14 protein-coding genes are annotated in these 17,588 nt (G+C 51.1%); 6 read left to right on the plus strand and 8 right to left on the minus strand.

What is annotated here, in order from left to right:
• Positions 1 to 9: 9 nt before the first annotated feature.
• Positions 10 to 1,218: a hypothetical protein gene (locus ON05_RS15285; RefSeq protein WP_010473226.1), complete on the minus strand. Its 1,209-nt coding sequence runs from the start codon at positions 1,216 to 1,218 to the stop codon at positions 10 to 12.
• 23 nt (positions 1,219 to 1,241) lie between these two features.
• The gene (locus tag ON05_RS15290) at positions 1,242 to 1,934 is read right to left on the minus strand and encodes a rhomboid family intramembrane serine protease (RefSeq protein WP_010473224.1); all 693 of its coding nucleotides are present in this window, start codon (positions 1,932 to 1,934) and stop codon (positions 1,242 to 1,244) included.
• A 132-nt stretch (positions 1,935 to 2,066) separates the two neighbouring features.
• Between ON05_RS15290 and ON05_RS15295 the strand changes: the two genes are divergently transcribed.
• Both ON05_RS15295 and ON05_RS15300 read left to right on the plus strand, forming a co-directional pair.
• Positions 2,067 to 3,914 (plus strand): DUF3685 domain-containing protein, encoded by a 1,848-nt coding sequence (locus ON05_RS15295; protein ID WP_010473221.1) that lies wholly within the window; start codon positions 2,067 to 2,069, stop codon positions 3,912 to 3,914.
• A 125-nt stretch (positions 3,915 to 4,039) separates the two neighbouring features.
• Positions 4,040 to 4,813: a pentapeptide repeat-containing protein gene (locus ON05_RS15300; RefSeq protein WP_029315186.1), complete on the plus strand. Its 774-nt coding sequence runs from the start codon at positions 4,040 to 4,042 to the stop codon at positions 4,811 to 4,813.
• On the opposite strand, the gene ON05_RS15305 is transcribed toward ON05_RS15300, so the two are convergent.
• A complete protein-coding gene (locus tag ON05_RS15305) occupies positions 4,803 to 5,273 on the minus strand; it encodes an NADAR family protein (protein ID WP_010473219.1) in 471 nt (156 codons plus the stop codon). The genes ON05_RS15300 and ON05_RS15305 overlap by 11 nt on opposite strands.
• Before the next feature lie 528 nt (positions 5,274 to 5,801).
• Between ON05_RS15305 and ON05_RS15310 the strand changes: the two genes are divergently transcribed.
• The 3 genes from ON05_RS15310 to ON05_RS15320 all read left to right on the plus strand — a co-directional run bounded on the left by ON05_RS15310 (position 5,802) and on the right by ON05_RS15320 (position 7,204).
• On the plus strand, positions 5,802 to 6,131 hold the full coding sequence (locus ON05_RS15310; protein WP_010473217.1) for a YbjQ family protein: 330 nt from the start codon (positions 5,802 to 5,804) through the stop codon (positions 6,129 to 6,131).
• Positions 6,132 to 6,203: 72 nt separating this feature from the next.
• Positions 6,204 to 6,716: a pentapeptide repeat-containing protein gene (locus ON05_RS15315; protein WP_010473215.1), complete on the plus strand. Its 513-nt coding sequence runs from the start codon at positions 6,204 to 6,206 to the stop codon at positions 6,714 to 6,716.
• Positions 6,717 to 6,730: 14 nt separating this feature from the next.
• Positions 6,731 to 7,204: a gamma-glutamylcyclotransferase family protein gene (locus tag ON05_RS15320; RefSeq protein WP_010473212.1), complete on the plus strand. Its 474-nt coding sequence runs from the start codon at positions 6,731 to 6,733 to the stop codon at positions 7,202 to 7,204.
• Between the two features lie 77 nt (positions 7,205 to 7,281).
• Here the strand turns inward: ON05_RS15320 and ON05_RS15325 are convergent, their stop codons facing one another.
• Entirely contained in the window at positions 7,282 to 7,602 is a 321-nt protein-coding gene (locus ON05_RS15325; RefSeq protein ID WP_010473210.1) for a hypothetical protein, read from the minus strand.
• Positions 7,603 to 8,008: 406 nt separating this feature from the next.
• Here ON05_RS15325 and ON05_RS15330 point away from each other — a divergent pair, with 406 nt between their 5' ends.
• Positions 8,009 to 13,066: a C39 family peptidase gene (locus tag ON05_RS15330; RefSeq protein WP_010473208.1), complete on the plus strand. Its 5,058-nt coding sequence runs from the start codon at positions 8,009 to 8,011 to the stop codon at positions 13,064 to 13,066.
• Between the two features lie 60 nt (positions 13,067 to 13,126).
• Here the strand turns inward: ON05_RS15330 and ON05_RS15335 are convergent, their stop codons facing one another.
• From ON05_RS15335 to ON05_RS15350, 4 genes are all read right to left on the minus strand, one after another.
• Positions 13,127 to 14,296 carry a DUF58 domain-containing protein gene (locus ON05_RS15335; protein ID WP_010473207.1) on the minus strand — a complete coding sequence of 390 codons (1,170 nt, stop codon included), beginning with the start codon at positions 14,294 to 14,296 and terminating at the stop codon, positions 13,127 to 13,129.
• 24 nt (positions 14,297 to 14,320) lie between these two features.
• A complete protein-coding gene (locus ON05_RS15340) occupies positions 14,321 to 15,730 on the minus strand; it encodes a (Fe-S)-binding protein (protein WP_262561818.1) in 1,410 nt (469 codons plus the stop codon).
• Positions 15,730 to 17,073, minus strand: coding sequence for an FAD-binding oxidoreductase (locus tag ON05_RS15345; RefSeq protein WP_010473205.1), 1,344 nt, complete (start codon positions 17,071 to 17,073; stop codon positions 15,730 to 15,732). The genes ON05_RS15340 and ON05_RS15345 overlap by 1 nt, the downstream gene beginning before the upstream one ends.
• Positions 17,074 to 17,296: 223 nt before the next feature.
• Positions 17,297 to 17,581: a hypothetical protein gene (locus tag ON05_RS15350; RefSeq protein WP_010473204.1), complete on the minus strand. Its 285-nt coding sequence runs from the start codon at positions 17,579 to 17,581 to the stop codon at positions 17,297 to 17,299.
• Between the last annotated feature and the right edge of the window lie 7 nt (positions 17,582 to 17,588).

Here is a 17,588-nt window from a genome sequence, read left to right on the forward strand (position 1 = left end):
AGACACTTCTCAATCGTATTGCACAACCAACTCCAACCCTTTCGCCCCCCTCAACCGAAACGCATTTAACACAATCGGATCCTTCAACTCCAAATCCGCAGTTGGATCATAATCCTCAAAATAAGCTGCAGCAGGCGCATCCCCATCCAAAAACTGAATCACCGCATCTTCCCCAAACTTTTGCTTCGCTACCGCCAAACAATCCTTCATCAGCAAAGACGGCGTAATCATCGAGCCCACATACGCCTTCGTTTCCTCATCAAACACCCGAATTCCCCGCGCCACCGACTGAGTCTCATGCAGCATAAACGGGCCACCCCGCTTATACTCCCCCCGCTCCAACACCACCTCAATATCCTCCGGCTTGCGAATGACCCCATGGGTATCAATCGTCACCATCGCCACATCCGGTTGGGCCTCCAGCTGCTCTAGCTCCTGGCGAATTTGTCCCTTGATATCATCCAGCCGCTCATTACTCGTCTTCCCCTCCCCCTCCAAATCGCTAAAATCCAGATAAGCCGACCGCCCATCTGCATAGGTCACCAACCCCGATAACAGAATATTGGGGGCAGATTGTCCCGAAATCTTAGACGAACGATAGATCGGCAAATCCGTTTGCCCCGCATTCTTCGGTAACCGATTGGGATTGAAATAGACATAGCTGAGGGGAATCGCTTCCTTCTTTTTAGTAAAGCCTTTGAAGGTCGTGCCAAAAATTCCCAGCACCTTGCCCCCCGTGCGCTCAATTTCCGCTTTTACCGTCTTATAGCTGTGATCCGGCAAGAGGGGCAAAATCACCGTGCCCGGTTTACGCTCAAATACAATCGCCGGACCCTGGCCATACCAATTCAACGGCGTATCCGTCAGCACCGATTTACCGTTCACCTGGGTTCGACCGGGAACGGGATAGGTTAAATATTCTCGACCGTTATTATCAAGGGCAAACTGGGGTTCATTGCCGCGATACTGGAGGGGCGCAACATCAACGGTTTTAATCACCTTTTTCCAGTTGAAATCATAGTCGTAAAAGGAAAGCTGAAACACCTTGCTCATGGGCACCGCAGGCTTCGAGGCTAAAGACTCATACTCGATGGGCATTGCTTCTAACCGAAAGGCATCGGGTTCGGAAGCTGTCTTACGCAACAGGGTGCAGTTCACCAACAGAGACGAGCAACCGATCAGCCCCATCAGTTTCACGGATTGAGCAATATTCACCATACAAGCAGCTTCACACTCACACGTTAACGGCGGGACTGATCGTCATCAAACAGTCCCATCAGGGGACCGAGCAAGGCCCCAAATACAAATCCCCCAGCATGAGCCCAATAGGCCACCCCGCCCATATTCATGGGTGCATTGAGGCTAGCGACGCTATTAAAGGCTTGCTGGGCAAACCAGAACCCTAAAAAGAATACGGCAGGCAGGTTAACCGTCCACCAGAAAAATCCTAGGGGAATCAGGGTTAAGACCTCCGCTTTGGGAAATCGAATAATATAGGCCCCCATCACCCCTGCAATCGCACCACTGGCACCCAACGACGGAATCTCAGAATTGACGCTAAAAAACCATTGACTGAGGGCCGCTAAAGCTCCACAGCTCAGGTAAAACACCAGATATTTGACATGGCCCAGTTTGTCCTCAATATTATTCCCGAACACCCACAGGAACAGCATATTCCCAGCAATATGCAAAATTCCCCCGTGCAGAAACTGGGAGGTAAACAGGGTAATCCAGGCGGGATGAGGCAAGGTCGTGGGTTCTCCCTGAAAACTCGCGGTCAATTCTCGGGGAACCACCGCCCACAAGCGGAAAAAGGCATCTAGCTCTGGACCCAAGCGCAATTCATGCAGGAAGACAACGACATTGAGGGCAATCAGAACATAGGTAACAAAGGGCGTGATTCGAGTGGGGTTATTATCGCGTAGGGGTACCACAGTTTTTTTTGATCGATTCCACTAAAAGTGCACTATTCTCTACATGGGGCCAAGTCGCTCTCCTGAGCTAAGCGATGGGTCTGACCAGGATTAGCGATTTCAGGAGCATAGGCTCTAAAAACCGGACAGGGCATGACAGAGCAGGCAGCAGCACAGACACAACCCCTTCAGTTCATGTTAGCGGATACCGATCCGATCTTTCGGGTCGGGTTAAAAGCCTGCCTAGACGCCGTCGCCGATATTCAGGTCGTCGCTGAAGCCGACAATCCAGCCCAAGTGTTACAGCTGTTCTCAAGGCCATCTGCAGAAGAGGCCAGCCCAGAGGTCGATCCACAATCCCTAGATTTGCTGATTCTCGATATCAGTCGGGTCGGGGATACCGAAGCAAATGGCCTCCTCTGTCAACAGCTAAAGGGGCGCTATCCCAATCTGGCTCTGTTTGTTCTATCGGCAACCCTCGACCCCGATCAGCTCACCAAACTGTGGCAAGTCGGCGTTGAAGGCTTTTGTCGGAAAGGCAGTGTCGATACCCCCACCTTAATCCAGCAATTTCGGCGAGCCAGTCAAGGCCAGCGGGTTTGGGACGCCGCTCAGAAGGCCCAGGCTCAGATCGTGCCGCAGCCCGATGCCCCGCCGCCGATGGTTACTCGAAATGTGACGGCCTTTACCCTGTTGCGGCAGGTGTTTATGCAAACGGGGTTAAAGCAAATTGAGCAAACCCTAGAGCAACTGCAAGCTCGCCGCCAAGGGGAAGCCTTAACCCAATGGCAACGCGCTGTAAATGAAGGGCGAGAGCGGGAATTACAATCCGTGCGCTGGCTGGTGCGGCAGTATATGGAACGCCAGAGTGGTACCGCTGAGGAAGAAGCCGTCTCAGACCCCGAAGAACCTGCTTTTTCTTGGGCCAATGTCGATCCCTGGGAAACCGATGAGTTAGCGGTCCCCTCGCGGATTACGGAAGTAAGTGACGGGGGGAACCTCGCTGCTCAGCCAGACATCACCACCGTGCTGATGGATGGATTGCTGGCTAAGCTCCCCACTAGCCTCACCAATCGCACCCAAGATCCATTAGAGATTGATATTCTCAAGGCCCAAAAACGCCAGGATTTATTTCTGATCGTGTTGAAGCAATTTGAAACCGTGGTGGAAGAGTTGCGCTATGCCCAAGTGACGCGATCGCAACTCGTTACCAAGCGTTCTAAACTTCTGCAAGACCTATGGCTTGGGTCTACCGCCGACTTTTTTGGCAAGTATTTGACTATCCCCTTATCTGCAGCGGTGAACACCCAGGGCTTAGAAGATATCGAAATTGTTAGTGTGCTCCAGCAAGATCAGGCCATTGTCAAAGCAGATATTCTCAACAAAATTCCTTTGGTAACGGAACTGTTGGATCACCTCCTGTTTAAAGCCCCCTTACTGGTTGACAATACCCTGTCCGCCGTTGGTTCTCCTGAAGCCATGCTCCAGGCCGAAGCCCTGCTGAGTAACTTAGTCGTCAGTGTCGCCAATGGCGTGCTGCAGCCATTGCTGAATCGCTTTGCCACCAATGAAGCGATTAAACAAAGTTTCTACGACCGTTCTTTAATTTCTACCCGAGATATTGAGCGGTTTCGCAACGCCCTCTCTAATCACTACCGGTCTCGACGCTTGTTCAAAGAGCCGACCGAAATCTTTGAAAGTCAGTATGGGCTCATCGTCTTTAGTGAGGCGGGGCTGCAGAAAATTTCCGTCTATGGCTCCCGCGATCAGGAACTCAAGCAGCTCCAGGGCATTCGATTTTTTGTGACCTTGGCTTTAGAGGGGAGAGATGCGATCGCACCGCCACTACAGGCCACCTTCACCTTTCTCGGTCGAGGAGTGGTTTATATCCTCACTCAAGTGATTGGCCGGGGCTTAGGTTTAATTGGGCGCGGCATCTTACAAGGGGTGGGTGGCACCTGGCAAGACATTTTCGTTAGCCGCAAAAGCCAGGAAAAATAGCCTCCAGTCCGTAGATTCACGATCGCAATCCCTGAATATTCTCTTGGAATCGGTATATTCACTCTTCTCACTCCCAGAGGCCAGTGACTAAGATCGAAGCTCAGGATTTGAATAGGTTGAGCCCCATGATGCAAGTAGCCGAGTTGCTGGAGCGCTACGCTGCCGGAGAAAGAGATTTTTGCGAAATAGAGTTAAAAAATGCGGACTTAAGCCAGCAGAATTTATCTGGCGTCACATTTATTAAGTCCAAATTAAGCCATATGAATTTGGAGAATGCCTACTTATATGGGGTGAACTTCAAACACAGTTACATCGAAGATACCAACCTTGCGGGTGCCCAGCTTTGTGGAGCCAACCTATGGGGCGTTAATTTTCAGGGCAGTGTGCTGGCTGAGGCGAACCTCAGTGATGCCTATATCCGAGGGACCTATCTCCTCAAAGCAGATTTGAGTAAGGTGAATCTCCAGCGAGCCAATTTGCAGCGATCTTATCTATGGGGTGCAACCCTGAATCATGCCGATATGCGGGACGCCAATTTAACTGGAGCAAACTTAGATTCGGCGACCTTAATGTTTGCCGATCTGAGCGAAGCCAACTGCCAAGATAGCTCTATGAAAGGGGCGAATTTAAGTGGGGCTTGCCTGATTGGCGCTTGTCTCGATCGCGTTAACCTGAGCCACGCCAACCTGAGTATGGCCGAACTCAGCGAAGCACGAATGAAGTTTGCCCAACTGACGGACGCTATTTTTCAGCAAGCGAACTTGAGCAGCACCAATTTGGCCTATGCCCAAGTGCAGCTCCAGAGACTGCGAGACGCCATCTTATCTCGTACTATTTTGCCGGATCAGCGGGTGGTCAATAGCCTGGCCCCAGCGATGGTCGCTAGCGTCACACACTAATCGCCCCGGTTTGAATCAACTGGCGAATCTCTTGGCGAACTTGCATTAAGATTTTTCCCAGCTGGTTCTGCCCCTGACCATCGGCACCGCATCCCCAATAGGGATCTAAAGGCGAATTTTCCACAATCAATTCATCCCCTGTGGATAATAGTTCCGCCTGAATCGTCGGATGGGTCAAGAATTTAGTGCGCACGGCAGCATACATAATCTCAGGCTTGATCACATCCCAATCGGCCTGCTCGGTATAAAGGGGATTACGACCCAGGGCTGCTGCAGCTTCAGGGGTCGATGCCTGTCGAATCTTGTCGCATAAGGCTTGGTGGGGCGTACCTTGGTATTTTTGGGCTTGATAGTAATGTTCTGAGGTCGGCCAGGTCTGTCCTTGCAGGTCAATACTATGAAGTGAAAAATTGGAAAAACATCCGTAAGGATCCTGGACTTTGTAGAAGAAAATGGTCATCCTCAGCTAACTTACCCGACTATCTCTTTCTATGATGACAGCAAACCTGACTTAGGAAGGACGTTCTTTTCCCTGGGGTAGACCTGGGGTAGACAAAATCAATGCTGGTGAAGGGTCGCTTCCCACCCCTAAATGGCAGCCACCCCACTCACTATGCCCAAGGATAGGTAGCGAAGCAGCACATCCAAACTATCTCCCCTTTTGCAGAAGGATCAGCATCCATTTTGCTACAACGGCTCATCAGCCTCTTCAAGACCATGGTTCTTTTTCCCGAAGATTACCTCATACTCAAATAATGGCTCTGGGCATCTTATACCAGCGGCTGGTGATGCCAGACTTGCTATCGCTTTACTCAACACCAGACACTTCAATTCCTACACATCACCATACCTGTAAATTTTTGAAAGATTTAGGTTAAAGCTCCCAAAAAAAGATATTTTTCTGAGTGGTTATACATCATTTAAGCCCACTATTTTTCACGTTAGATAATCCTTCAAACATCAGACCTCACCTATGGAAAAGATCGACATGTTAGTGACCACAACGGATGTCATTCAAGGCGCTGTAATCGATAGCTATTGCGGCATTGTTACTGCTGAAGTTGTGTATGGCAGTAATGCCCTGCGCGATTTTTTTGCTGGCATTCGCGATATTATCGGCGGTCGCACCGCCAGCTACGAGCGCGTGTTTGAAAAGGGACAGCAGGATGCCATCTCTGAGCTGGAAAAACGGGCAGATCGGTTAGGGGCAAATGCGGTGATCGGTGTGCGGGTCAGTACGGACACCATTAATATTGATGAAACTGGAGTTTTACTGTTAATCACCGCCACTGGGACAGCCGTGAAAATGGCTCGCTAAAATTCCTTCCCTTTAGCTGAATCTGCTACAGTACGGTTTGGAGCTGTCGCGACGGAATTAAAAGAAAAACGCATGAGATTTGGTGTTTTTGCGATTGCACTCACCCTCGGGGTGACTTTAGGTAGCTCAGCTCTTGCTGCCGATCCTAAACATGTTGCTCAGCTCAAACAGGTCAACTCCTGTGAAGGCTGCGATCTCAGTGGCGCTGATTTAAGTGGACTCATTCTAATCCGTGCTAATCTCCGCAATGCCAACTTGAAAGGGGCAAACCTTCGCAATACCTCGTTACTCCTCAGTAATTTAGAAAACGCCAACCTAGAAAACGCGAATTTCACCGCCGCCTACCTATACGGCAGCAACTTAGAAAACACCCAGCTCACCAGCACTGACTTTACCCAAGCTGTTTTACGGAGTGCTAAATTACAAGGCGCTGACGTGTGTACGGCCACCCTTGCCGGAGCGGACTTGACAGATGCTGACGTCGATTTAGACGACTGTCCCCTTGCCTCACCCTCCAGCGCTACAGAGCCAGAGACTCCAGAAGAAGAATCCTTGATCAAAGATACGCTACCAGAGACTCCTTAATCTGAATCGGGTTGGTGACTGTCCATCTGTTCACCTACGGCACCCTTACCCTTCCCGAAGTGATGCAAGCGGTCACCGGTCAAATTTTCCCAGCCACAGACGCTCTGTTGCCTGGGTACGAGCGCTTTTGTGTAGTGGATCAACTCTACCCAGGCATGATCAGAACGGGGCACCAGTCTACCCTGGGCAGAATTTATTTCAATATCGATCCCGTGTCCCTAGACCGCCTCGATTATTTCGAAGGGGATCTGTATATCCGACAAGCGGTAACGGTCGTTCTTCCCGAATACTCTACGCTATATGCTGATACCTATGTTATCCCGCCTAGCCACAGGAACCAGTTATCTCACAACTCTTGGAGCGCAGACCAGTTTCGCAGCTTGCATCTGCCTCAGTTTTTAGTTCAAGTCCATCATTGGATGGATGAATACGCTGGGAACTCATCCCCTGCACCGGACGAATCCGATACTTGGTATCCAGAGCCATAAAAAAATCAGTCCTCTTCACTCGGGGAGCCATCTAGAGGACTGAAGTTAGACATGAGGATCTCTAAAAAAACGCCAACTTAAGGTTTTTGATAGGTCGCTACCACCTCTGGTTGAGCCTTTTGGTCCGCCGCTATCGGCTGGGTTTCTTGCACTTCGGGAGCCGAGGCTTTAAAGGTAAAGCCTAAGCGTGACTCTTCTACCGGATTGTCAGGAGAATGCTTGGGAGCAGATGTGGCGGACAGATGGCGGCACCCAGCAGGCACAACTTTGACAATGGACGCCGCACCATTGGGACCACAGGTCACTAAAGTCCCTGCATGAGCGGTTTGTGCTAAGGCCGATGCACTGGCTAAAGAGCCAAAAATCAAAGCAGTATGAAGCAAGGCTTTTGTATTCATCTTACTGACCTACTTATTGTCTCATTTGCTATGAGAGTAGTATGCACGTCCTAACTGAGGTCAGCCTGAAAAATGTATTAGATTATACTGATTTACTTTATCTAAGTTAACGATTGTCCCCCATATCCAGCCCTTGAAGCGCACGTTCAGATGACATTTTGTGTGGGTAAAATTTTGAATCTTACCTATCCTCTTCAAGATTCAGCATACTGCCCCAGCAGCTCATTGTCTGACCTTCAAACTCAGCTCTGAAGCGTCGAAAGCTCGCTTCAGAGTGGGAATCCTAACTAGTAGCAGGCTAGATCACCGCCGACCCATAGCTGGGGACCACACTTCTCTTCAAACCATCCACCAGTTGGGAGGACGAAGGATCAGCCTATCCATCCTCTATCTTGTCTAGACCTTAATGAAAACATCGGTAGAACTCTCCCAGTCTGTCTCAGATCGTCTATCTGCCTTAATGGACCAAGGGTTCTATCTCCAGGCCTATGACTTATGCCAGTCCGTTGATCTGCGGTCGACGGGGCCAGACACTACCACCCAACTGTTGGTAGGTCGCCTCACAGGGGCTCTAGGCGCGCCCCGACAACGAGCAGCGATATTACTTCGAGCTTGGCGGCGGAATCCAGCGGATCCAGATGCATTGTATTACTACATCAGTACGATGCTTTGGCGGCAGGGTCCCTTAGCAGCCTATCGTCTGATTCAAAAGCATCAATCGCAATTTGATCACTTCACTCCATATCAACAAGCCCAGTGGCTGGGGTTACAAGCCCAGGTGGTTTTAGAATTCCGAGACTTTGATCGAACGGACGCCTACCTCCAAGAAGCAGAGACCCTAGCCCCAGAGGATCCTTGGATCACCCTTTTACAGTCCCGTTTATGGGAGCAAGAAGATCGATATCCAGACGCCTTAGCCATGGCCCAAAAAGCCTTAGCACAGCATCTATGGTATCGTCCTGCCGTATTGGCAACAGCCCATTTATATACCCTCTTAAACCAAGATGACCAAGCGCTGGAACTCCTCCAGCAGGCCACCACGCAGCTAGAGAGTGGTGATATCTGGGCCCAACTCGCTGCGCTCCAACTGGAGCTGGGGCAGTATACACAAGCTCAGCACAGTTATCAGCAATACGAACAAGCCTGTCCTCTCCTGGACAAGGCCGGGCAATCTCGACTATGGTCTGCCCAAGCTGACATTGCCTACCAGAGGGGGGATTTTAATCAAGCCCATCACTTGGCTCAGAAATTAACGGAGTACCCCTACTATCAGTCTTTAGCCCAACGCCTGCTGGAGCTACCCGAGGGAGAACGGGTGATTTTACCCGTCGGTTTTGTCCGTCAGCACCACATGACTTGTGCCCCCGCCACTTTGACCACCCTTTGTGCCTATTGGGGCACCACGGTGGATCACCAGCAACTCGCGGACAGCATCTGCTACAACGGCACATCTAGCTACAGTGAGCGGGATTGGGCCAGTCAGCAAGGATGGGCGGTTTGCGAATTTACGGTGACCTGGGACAGCATTATCCAGCTGATTGATGCTGGTATCCCGTTTACCCTCAGTACCGTTGAAGCCACGTCAGCCCACTTACAAGCCGTGATTGGCTATGACAGTCGCTTGCAGACCCTGATTATTCGTGACCCTTACCATCGGGGTATCGTTGAACCCTGGGCCAAGGAATTTCTGGAACGATATCAGGCGTCTGGTCCCCGAGGTATGGTGCTCTTGCCACCAGAGAAAGCGGGCTTGTTAGAAACCCTAGACCTTCCCGATAGCCGCCTTTACGATCAGCTCCATGCACTACAAGCAGCCCTAACCCACCATGATCGCGCCACCGCCGGTGACTGGAGCCAACGGCTGAATGGAGCCGCCCCTCACCATCGCCTTGCCCTCCAGGCTCAGTTCGAGCTGGCTTATTATGATGCTGACCACACCAGTGCCTTGGCCGTGATCGAACAAATGCTGGAGCAGTTTCCCGCTGCACCCCATCTGATGTTGCAGAAACTCCAATACTTACAGGAATTGGCCAGCCGCCAGGATTGTGTTGATTGGCTCATGTATGTGATCGAGCAAGAACAGTTCCATCCCATTTTTTGGACTCGACTCGCCAAGCTCTTAAGTGACGATGCTAGGGCTGATGAATCCGCCATTCACTTACTGCGACGATCTATCCGGGCAATGCCGACGGAAGCCTATAACTACTTTTTACTGGCGAATCTGTATTGGTCACAACGCCAGTTTGACGTTGCACTGGACCTATATCGATTTGCAGCCTGCCTCGAAGATAAGGAGCAAACCTATGCCCATAGCTATTTCCTAGCGGCTCGGGGGTGTCGACAAACCTCTGTCGCCTTACAGCTCTTGAAACAACGGTGGAACCGGGACCAAAAGCAGTCGGCCCATCCTGTTTATGCGTTGGCGACTGCCTATGACCATTTAGACCGCCCTTCCGAGGCCATTGAGGTATTGGCGCAAACCCAATCCTGGCATCCAGGCGATGGAGAGTTGCTGTTATATCGGGCCAAGTACCTGGGAGAGCATGGCCAGTTTGATCAAGCCCATGCCCTACTGAAGGAGGCCAAAGCCAAGACGGCCCATAGCCGTTGGTTAAGTACGGCGGCCACCCTGGCACAGTATGAATACAAACCTGACAAAGCCCTCGACCTATGGCAACAGCTCGTCACCGCTGACCCCTTAGATATCAAGGCAAATCGCGCCATTAGTCAACTGTTAGCGGAACAGGAAGGCGTCACTGCCGCCCGTGAGTTTATAGCCGCTACCTGCAGCACCTTCCCGGACCATGCAGGGTTACATCACCTCTGGTATCAACAGGTGCAAGAGGGGGATCCGGTCGTCGCAGAACAGGTACTACGGCGACTGGTAGACATTAACCCTAAAGACGCTTGGTCTTGGCGACAAATTGCCTGGCAACTCGGTCGACAACAGCAGCTAGAGGCAGGGTTTGACGCCTGCGAAACAGCTCAGCACTTAGATCCGCACAACCCAGCCTATTTCACCATCTATGGGTATCTCTGCGTTTTAAACAAAGACATTCCCATGGCTAAGGCCGCGTTCAAATCGGCCCTTCAGCGATCTGTCGATTCTAACCGAGCTATTTCCGAACTGATCGATATTTGCCAGTCCACAGAAGAACAAAAAGACGTTATCGACTTTATCTTTCATGAGTTTCAGAAACAGGTGATTACGGGGGATGGACTGTTCACCTTTTACCAATATGCTCGCACTGTCTTGACGCCTGAAGACTTTGATCAACGCATCCAGGAAGTGCATGCCGCTCGGCCCGATTTATGGCAGGTCTGGACCGTCAGAAGTCGGCAGCTCCTCAGTAGGGACAGAACAACGGAAGCCTTGGCGATTGCAGTGGAAGCATCGGAGCGCTTTCCCCTTTTACCCCGAGTTTGGGTGGATTTAGCGATCGTGCATCGCACCCTCAAGGATGATGAAGCCGAAGAACAAGCCCTGCAAACCGCTTTGCGAATTAATCCAGGGTGGGATAGTGCTATTCAACAGTTGGCGGATCTCTATGACCGCACTCATGCGCTAGACCAATGCAAAGCTCTGCTAGAAACGGCTCTGATGCATTCACCCCTGGAGGCCTATCTTCACGGCTATCTTGCAGATGTACGGTGGAAACTGGATAACCGTGAGACCGCTCTACAACAGTTGCAGAAAGCCCTTCGTCTTGATCCTAACTATGACTGGGGATGGAACCGGCTCCAAGAATGGGCTCAGGCCTTGGAACGTCCCCACCTTACTGCAGACATCGCTCGGGAGCTAACGGTCACTCGATCAGGAGAGACTCAGTCCTGGTTACGGCTAGCTGAATATCTGACTGGAGACGACACGCTAGATGAACGGCTGGCTGCTGTAGACCAGGCTATTGCACTCAATCCTCGCTGTTGGGATGCCTATGATTTAAAGGCTAAGGTATTGGCAGCAGCGGAGCGATACGAAGATGCGATCGCAACCTGCTCCCCCACTCAAGGGGAGGAAGACGTCCCCTCATTTTTGGCCGCTCGGGCCGCTTGGATCCAATACCAGCAAGGCCAATTTGACGAGGCCATCCAAGCCATGAAGGCTATTCTGTCCCAAGATCCTGACTATTTCGCAGGATGGCGTATTCTGGCAGATTGGTATCGACAACTCGACAACCTAGACGCATATCTACCAACCGCACAACAGCTGGTGCGACTGGCTCCAACAGAGTGTATTGCTTGGGGCTATCAGGGAGAAGCCAAACAAAAAACAGGAGACCGATTAGGCGCAAAAGCAGATTTTCGCAAGGCTTTTGAGCTAGATCCTGAATACAGTTTTGCAGGGTTGAGTCTCTTTGATCTCGAATTAGAGGGGCTTGAGACTGAGGCAGCCGCCAACACCTTAGCTCGATTAAAAGAGCATTGTAATGATGAATTTGTTTTGGCTCGTGCCGTTCAGCTTGCAGTCAGACAGAATGACCTGAATACGGCGGCTCAAACCTTAGCACAACTCTGTATCTATCCCAGTGACCAGGAATGGCCCTTGCAGGCTGCGGTGGAGTCCATGATTGCCGCCAATTGGACCACTGAAGCTCAAACCATTCTCTTTGACGCTTTTCCCCAACCCGATGCCCATCCGAAGGTGGGATATCACTGGGTCTACTGTTGTGAGAAGCTGAAACAACGGAAATTTTGTCAGAAACAATTACAGAAGTTTCATCCTGACCATCCAGTCCAAAGACAGGCCCTGATTACTTATATCCGTCTTTTGTCTTATCGCGATTCGTCCGTTTATCTGATGCAATTTATCAGGATGAATCGCAAAGTTTTGCGAGCCAACTCAGAAACTTGGGGCATTGTGGGCTACGCTTTGTCCCGACAGAAAGAGCATAAACAGAACTTAAAATGGCTATCCGACTGGCAACGACGCAATGATGCGAAGCCTTGGATGCTTCTCAATCTCGTGACATCTCTACAAGCTTTAAAGAAAGGCTCCCAAGCGGTGGTTGTGAGTCAACATGCGTTGACTCTCGCCAGCACCAATGGTGCTTCAATACATCAACTTTGGCTCGCTTATGCCGCTAGCAAAGACGAGAATGCTACGCAAGCCAGAAGCTTTTTAGAAAAGATTGATTCAACTAGATTAGAGCAAGAATACCAATTCCTCTATTTTATTACTGAAGCGAATCTGGATATAGCCCTCAAGAAACTTCCCAGCTATCAGTGTTTTAAGCAAGCACAATTGCATATTCAGCAAGCTATCACAGCTTATCCACAATTTCGATCATGCGTGAGTTGGCAGCATATATTGTCGAGTAGTGTGTGGCGTATCGCCAAGAAGCGCCGAAATATTAGTAGCTATATTTGGGCCATTCGTCTATTAGTCATGAAGGACTTGTTGTGGTCAATCTTTTATGTTGCAAGTACGATTATTCTCATCATCTTCAAAAGCATGCAGCCATAATCATCTCCGACCCTTGTATCCGTATGGACTAGAGCCAAACACTGCAATCCCTGCGTTATTTCAAGACAGGCTAGTCACATTAATTGGAATTTGAAGCTGAGATTGTAAAGGTTGATCGGATTCGATCACTAACCCTTGGCCTCGATGTTGAGAAGCATCATCACGACGAGATGTATCAAGATTCGGCCAAAATAGCCAACAGCTCCCCCGTGGCAAAGTCGATATACCACTCGGATCAGACGTCAGCCATATCACGGATTGCTGGGGAAACGGCGCTACGGTCACTTCTCCAGCCTGCACTTGAGCTAGCGTTTCCAGGATAGCTTGCCGCCCCGTCTGTAGCCCTATCTGGGCAGTCCAGAGTTCCACCTGATCTTGATACTTTTGACCGTAAGCATACAGCGACGCCGCCGCAATCACCGCTTGCTCAAACTGATCAGGCTGCCAATCCCCAGAACTATCCAAAGCAATAACCAGGGTTTGGCCCCCTGCAAACATTTCCAGTTCGCGAATGCGAAGTTCGTTGTGACGGGCACTCGTTCGCCAATGGACGAGTCGTAACGGGTCACCCCAACGATAGGGGCGCACTGACCGAGTTACTCCTTCATTATTATTTTGGGGGCCAATTTGTTGCGCTTGCCGCTGTCGATCCTGTTCATGGCCCGAATGATCCAACAGAGGGCATTGCTGTAAGGGCAAGATTTGGGGATAGACAATTGCTTTAGCCTTGACCGGACGACTCCGACGACACCAAAACAGTCCTAAAGGGGCCGCGCTCCGTAATTGCACGTTTTGCCAACGGTAGACTCCCCGTTGCTGAGGTTGCAGCGTATAGGTCCAGGTATGGGTTGCCTGAGCAGGAATCTCATCAATGCTATGAGCAGTAGCCACGCCTAGATGTTTAGGGGGATGGTCATAGACTTGCAACAGGGACTTTGCCATCTTCGTTGAGTTCGACAGCTTTAAGCCTAAATTCAAAGATTCGCCCACACTAACGGGCAATAAGGGTAGCCGCTCCACCTGTATCCCTTGCAAAGACTTTATCGGCAAGACAGCCGAGACCAGCAGCAGTCCCAACCCCAGTCCCCCTAAAACGTATAACCAGCCTGCGAGGGTGTTCGCAGCAGCCAGCAGAAAAAAGGTGGTGAGGCCCAGAATCACCCAGCCCGCATAGGCTGGCACAGCCCAATGGGTTTCTAACCAAGATGCGAGTTTGTGGATGAGATGCATAGAAAAGAGGCCAGCCACCACAGCTTATAGGGGTCTGTCTTGAGCATTCCCTACAGCCGTTGACCAAGAAACACCCCGAATAGAGCAATCTAACAGCTGCATGGGATGGAGCACAGGAGTTGTATGGTCTTGTTCCTCTAAATGTTTGCGAATTTGCATGGTACAGCCCACATTTGCCGAGGCAATTAAGGTCGCCCCTGTCTGGGTGAGATTCTGCACTTTTTGCTGTCCCAACTCTTCCGCAATGTCGGGTTGGAGAATGTTGTATACCCCAACACTACCACAACAAAGAAAGGCATCACGGGGTTCGCGTAGTTCTAAACCCGGAATTTGCTGCAAGAGGCGACGGGGTTGAGCCTGGATTTTTTGGCCATGGAGCATATGGCAGGCATCTTGATAGACGACGGCCAATGGCTCTGGCTGTAGAGGAGCCAAGGGAGTCGTTAAGCCCACTTCGTCCAGAAATTCTTGGACGTCTTTGACCTGGTGAGCAAAGGTTTGGGCACGATCTCTGTAGGATGGATCATCCTGCAAGATGTGGCCATATTCCTTGAGGGTATGACCACAGCCGGAAGCATTGACGATCACAGCATCTAAGTCCTGATCGGCAAAACTATCCATCATCTGCCGAGCTAAATCTTGGGCTTGATCGACTTGGCCTTGGTGATGGGGCAAGGCAGCGCAGCACCCCTGACTTTTGGGAATCACCACTTCACAGCCATTGGCCGTCAACACCCGAATGGTGGCTTGATTGACTTCAGACAAAAAGAGACGCTGGATACAACCCAAAATCAAGCCCACCCGATAGCGGCGTTTTCCCTGAGCGGGAAAGATCTCCGATGCTGGATCAACAAACGCTTGGGATTCAATGGGGGGCAGCAGCGACTCCATAGCGACGAGGGATTTGGGCAAGACGCGTGCCAACAGCCCCGACTGGCGCACCATCGTTTGCAACCCTAGTTTTTGGTAGAGCTGTAGGGGGCCAAGCAATCGTCGCAACCGCTGAGGATAGGGCAGTAACGAAAACAGCATTTTCCGCAGGAGTCGCTGCGGCAAGCTGCGTTGATAATTCTGTTCAATCTGGGCTCGGGTTGAGGTAATCAACTGGTCATACTCGACCCCAGACGGACACGTACTGACACAGGCCAAACAGCCTAAGCAGGTATCAAAATGGCCCACAGCAGCATCTGTCAGGGTAAAGTCGCCCTGGTTGAGGCCATTCATTAAATAGACCCGGCCCCGAGGAGAATCGGTTTCTTTGCCAATCACACGGTAGCTAGGACAGGTGGATAGACAAAATCCACAATGGACACAGCTATCAATCAAGGACTGTTCAGGGGATGCTGAGGGCTTCGCTGGCAGCTCAGGCGGCTCAGTCCAATCCACTGTCGCAGCCGTCACCTGCAGAGAACGGGGTGATTCAGAAGTAGTCATTAAATTCCACCAACGAAACGATCAGGATTCAAAATATTGTGAGGGTCAAATTGCTGTTTGAGCTGTTTCATACTGGCGAGGGCGTTGCCAGGATATCCCCACACATCCAGGCTGCGCTTCAGCACTGGCGGAGCATCTAAAACGGTTAAAAATCCGTGGGCGTTTTGACAGTGGGCTCGCAACTCCCGTATCCATTCAACCCCAGGAGAGGGGTTCTTGCCTATCCCTTCCTGCTCTAATCGCAAGACACCCGTGCCGCTACCGGCGTAGATCCGTCCCCAACCAGCAATTTGCTGTTGTTGGCAGTAGCGATCAAATTGAGCCAAAAACGGAGTCGATTGGGCAGGCAGCACCCCAAATTTACAGACCAGAGCCGAGGGCTGAGGCGCTTGCCAGAACTGCTGGGTGAGCTGCTGCCAAAACTCCGTATCTGCATCGCCGGAGAGAGTGCAACTCGAACAACCTTGGGATAGTTGAAACATGCGATCGCACTGGGCAACCACACTCTCTTCTACGCTCTGAAAGCGCACGGCCAAGGCCAACTCTCCCTCTACCGTGCCAGAGGGGATGGCTGCAGCCGAGAGCAAATCCACCGCCATCGGGGTCAAGGTACTTTTGAGCAATGTACGGGTTAAGGCTGTGATATCGGCTTCCGTTCCACCTATCACCACCGTGGTTGATACTTCAGGTAGGGGATAGAGACGCAGGGTCACTTCAGCAATGACTCCCAAGGTGCCGAAGGCCCCCGTCATTAACTTCATTAAGTCGTAACCCGCCACATTTTTAACGACTCTGCCCCCAGCTTTAGCAGATTGCCCGTCTGCCCGAATAAAGGTGATACCAATGCACATATCCCTTAAGCTGCCATAGCGATGTCGCAAGCTCCCGCCATCACGGGTGGCAATCAGACCGCCCAAAGTGGCCGTTTCGGCATAGGCTGGATCTAGGGCAACCGATTGGCGGAAGGGCGCTAGTTTAGCTTGCAGGGCAGCCAGAGACAGTCCAGCTTCTACGGTGACGGTTAAGTCCCCCGTCGCATGGGCTACCACACGCTGAAGGCCCTGGGTACAAACCACCAAATCAATCTGCTGCGTCAGGCCGCCCCAGTGGAGTTTACTGGCGTGACCACATACCAAGAGTCGCCAGCGCTGTTGATGGGCAACCGCCATCACCGCCGCTAATTCAGCTTGGGTCCGCGGATAAACAATATAAGTCGGCAGGGGCGCTTGATCGAAAATCTGCTCTGGAGCGGAAAGCAGGGAGGTCTCAGATAACAGCAAGACCTGCTCAGGACCAACAATAGGGATCAGTTGTTGGGAAATCGCAGCAGTTGATAGAACCACAATAAACCGGCGGGATAAGTCAGGGAGAGTCGAGCAGTTTAATCAAACTGTTTATCCACCATAAACGGTATCCCAGACTGCAGACAAATTCATTCACCAGCCCTCTGCGATCAGCCCCGATCTCTAGAGACTCGCGATCGCCCAGACCTTTCCGATTGAGAGAGCCTGATCGGCCACCCCAACGTCATTCCCTTAGGCTAGAGAGCTTTAATTCCCAGGTCCTTTATTCATATTGGAAGTTGCCCACGATGGGGAATTCATACTGCAGATCGCCACTTAACGTATATTCATAGTTCGGGTTATAGGATTCATCGCTCAGCAGTAAGTAGTGGTGATAAAAGCCTGGGTAGGGATAGCTATTGTTAAAGAAACCCGCCGACGGAATAAAGAAAGGAACTGGTGCGACTGGATTAGCAGGGAAACCAAAAACGACCTGGGTTTGAGCCGCTGCCGCAGTGGGTAAGAACACGAGGGCTAGACTAGCCAGGGCAAGCATCGTGAATTTCATGACAGGT

Source organism: Acaryochloris sp. CCMEE 5410, assembly GCF_000238775.2.
Lineage (GTDB): Bacteria > Cyanobacteriota > Cyanobacteriia > Thermosynechococcales > Thermosynechococcaceae > Acaryochloris.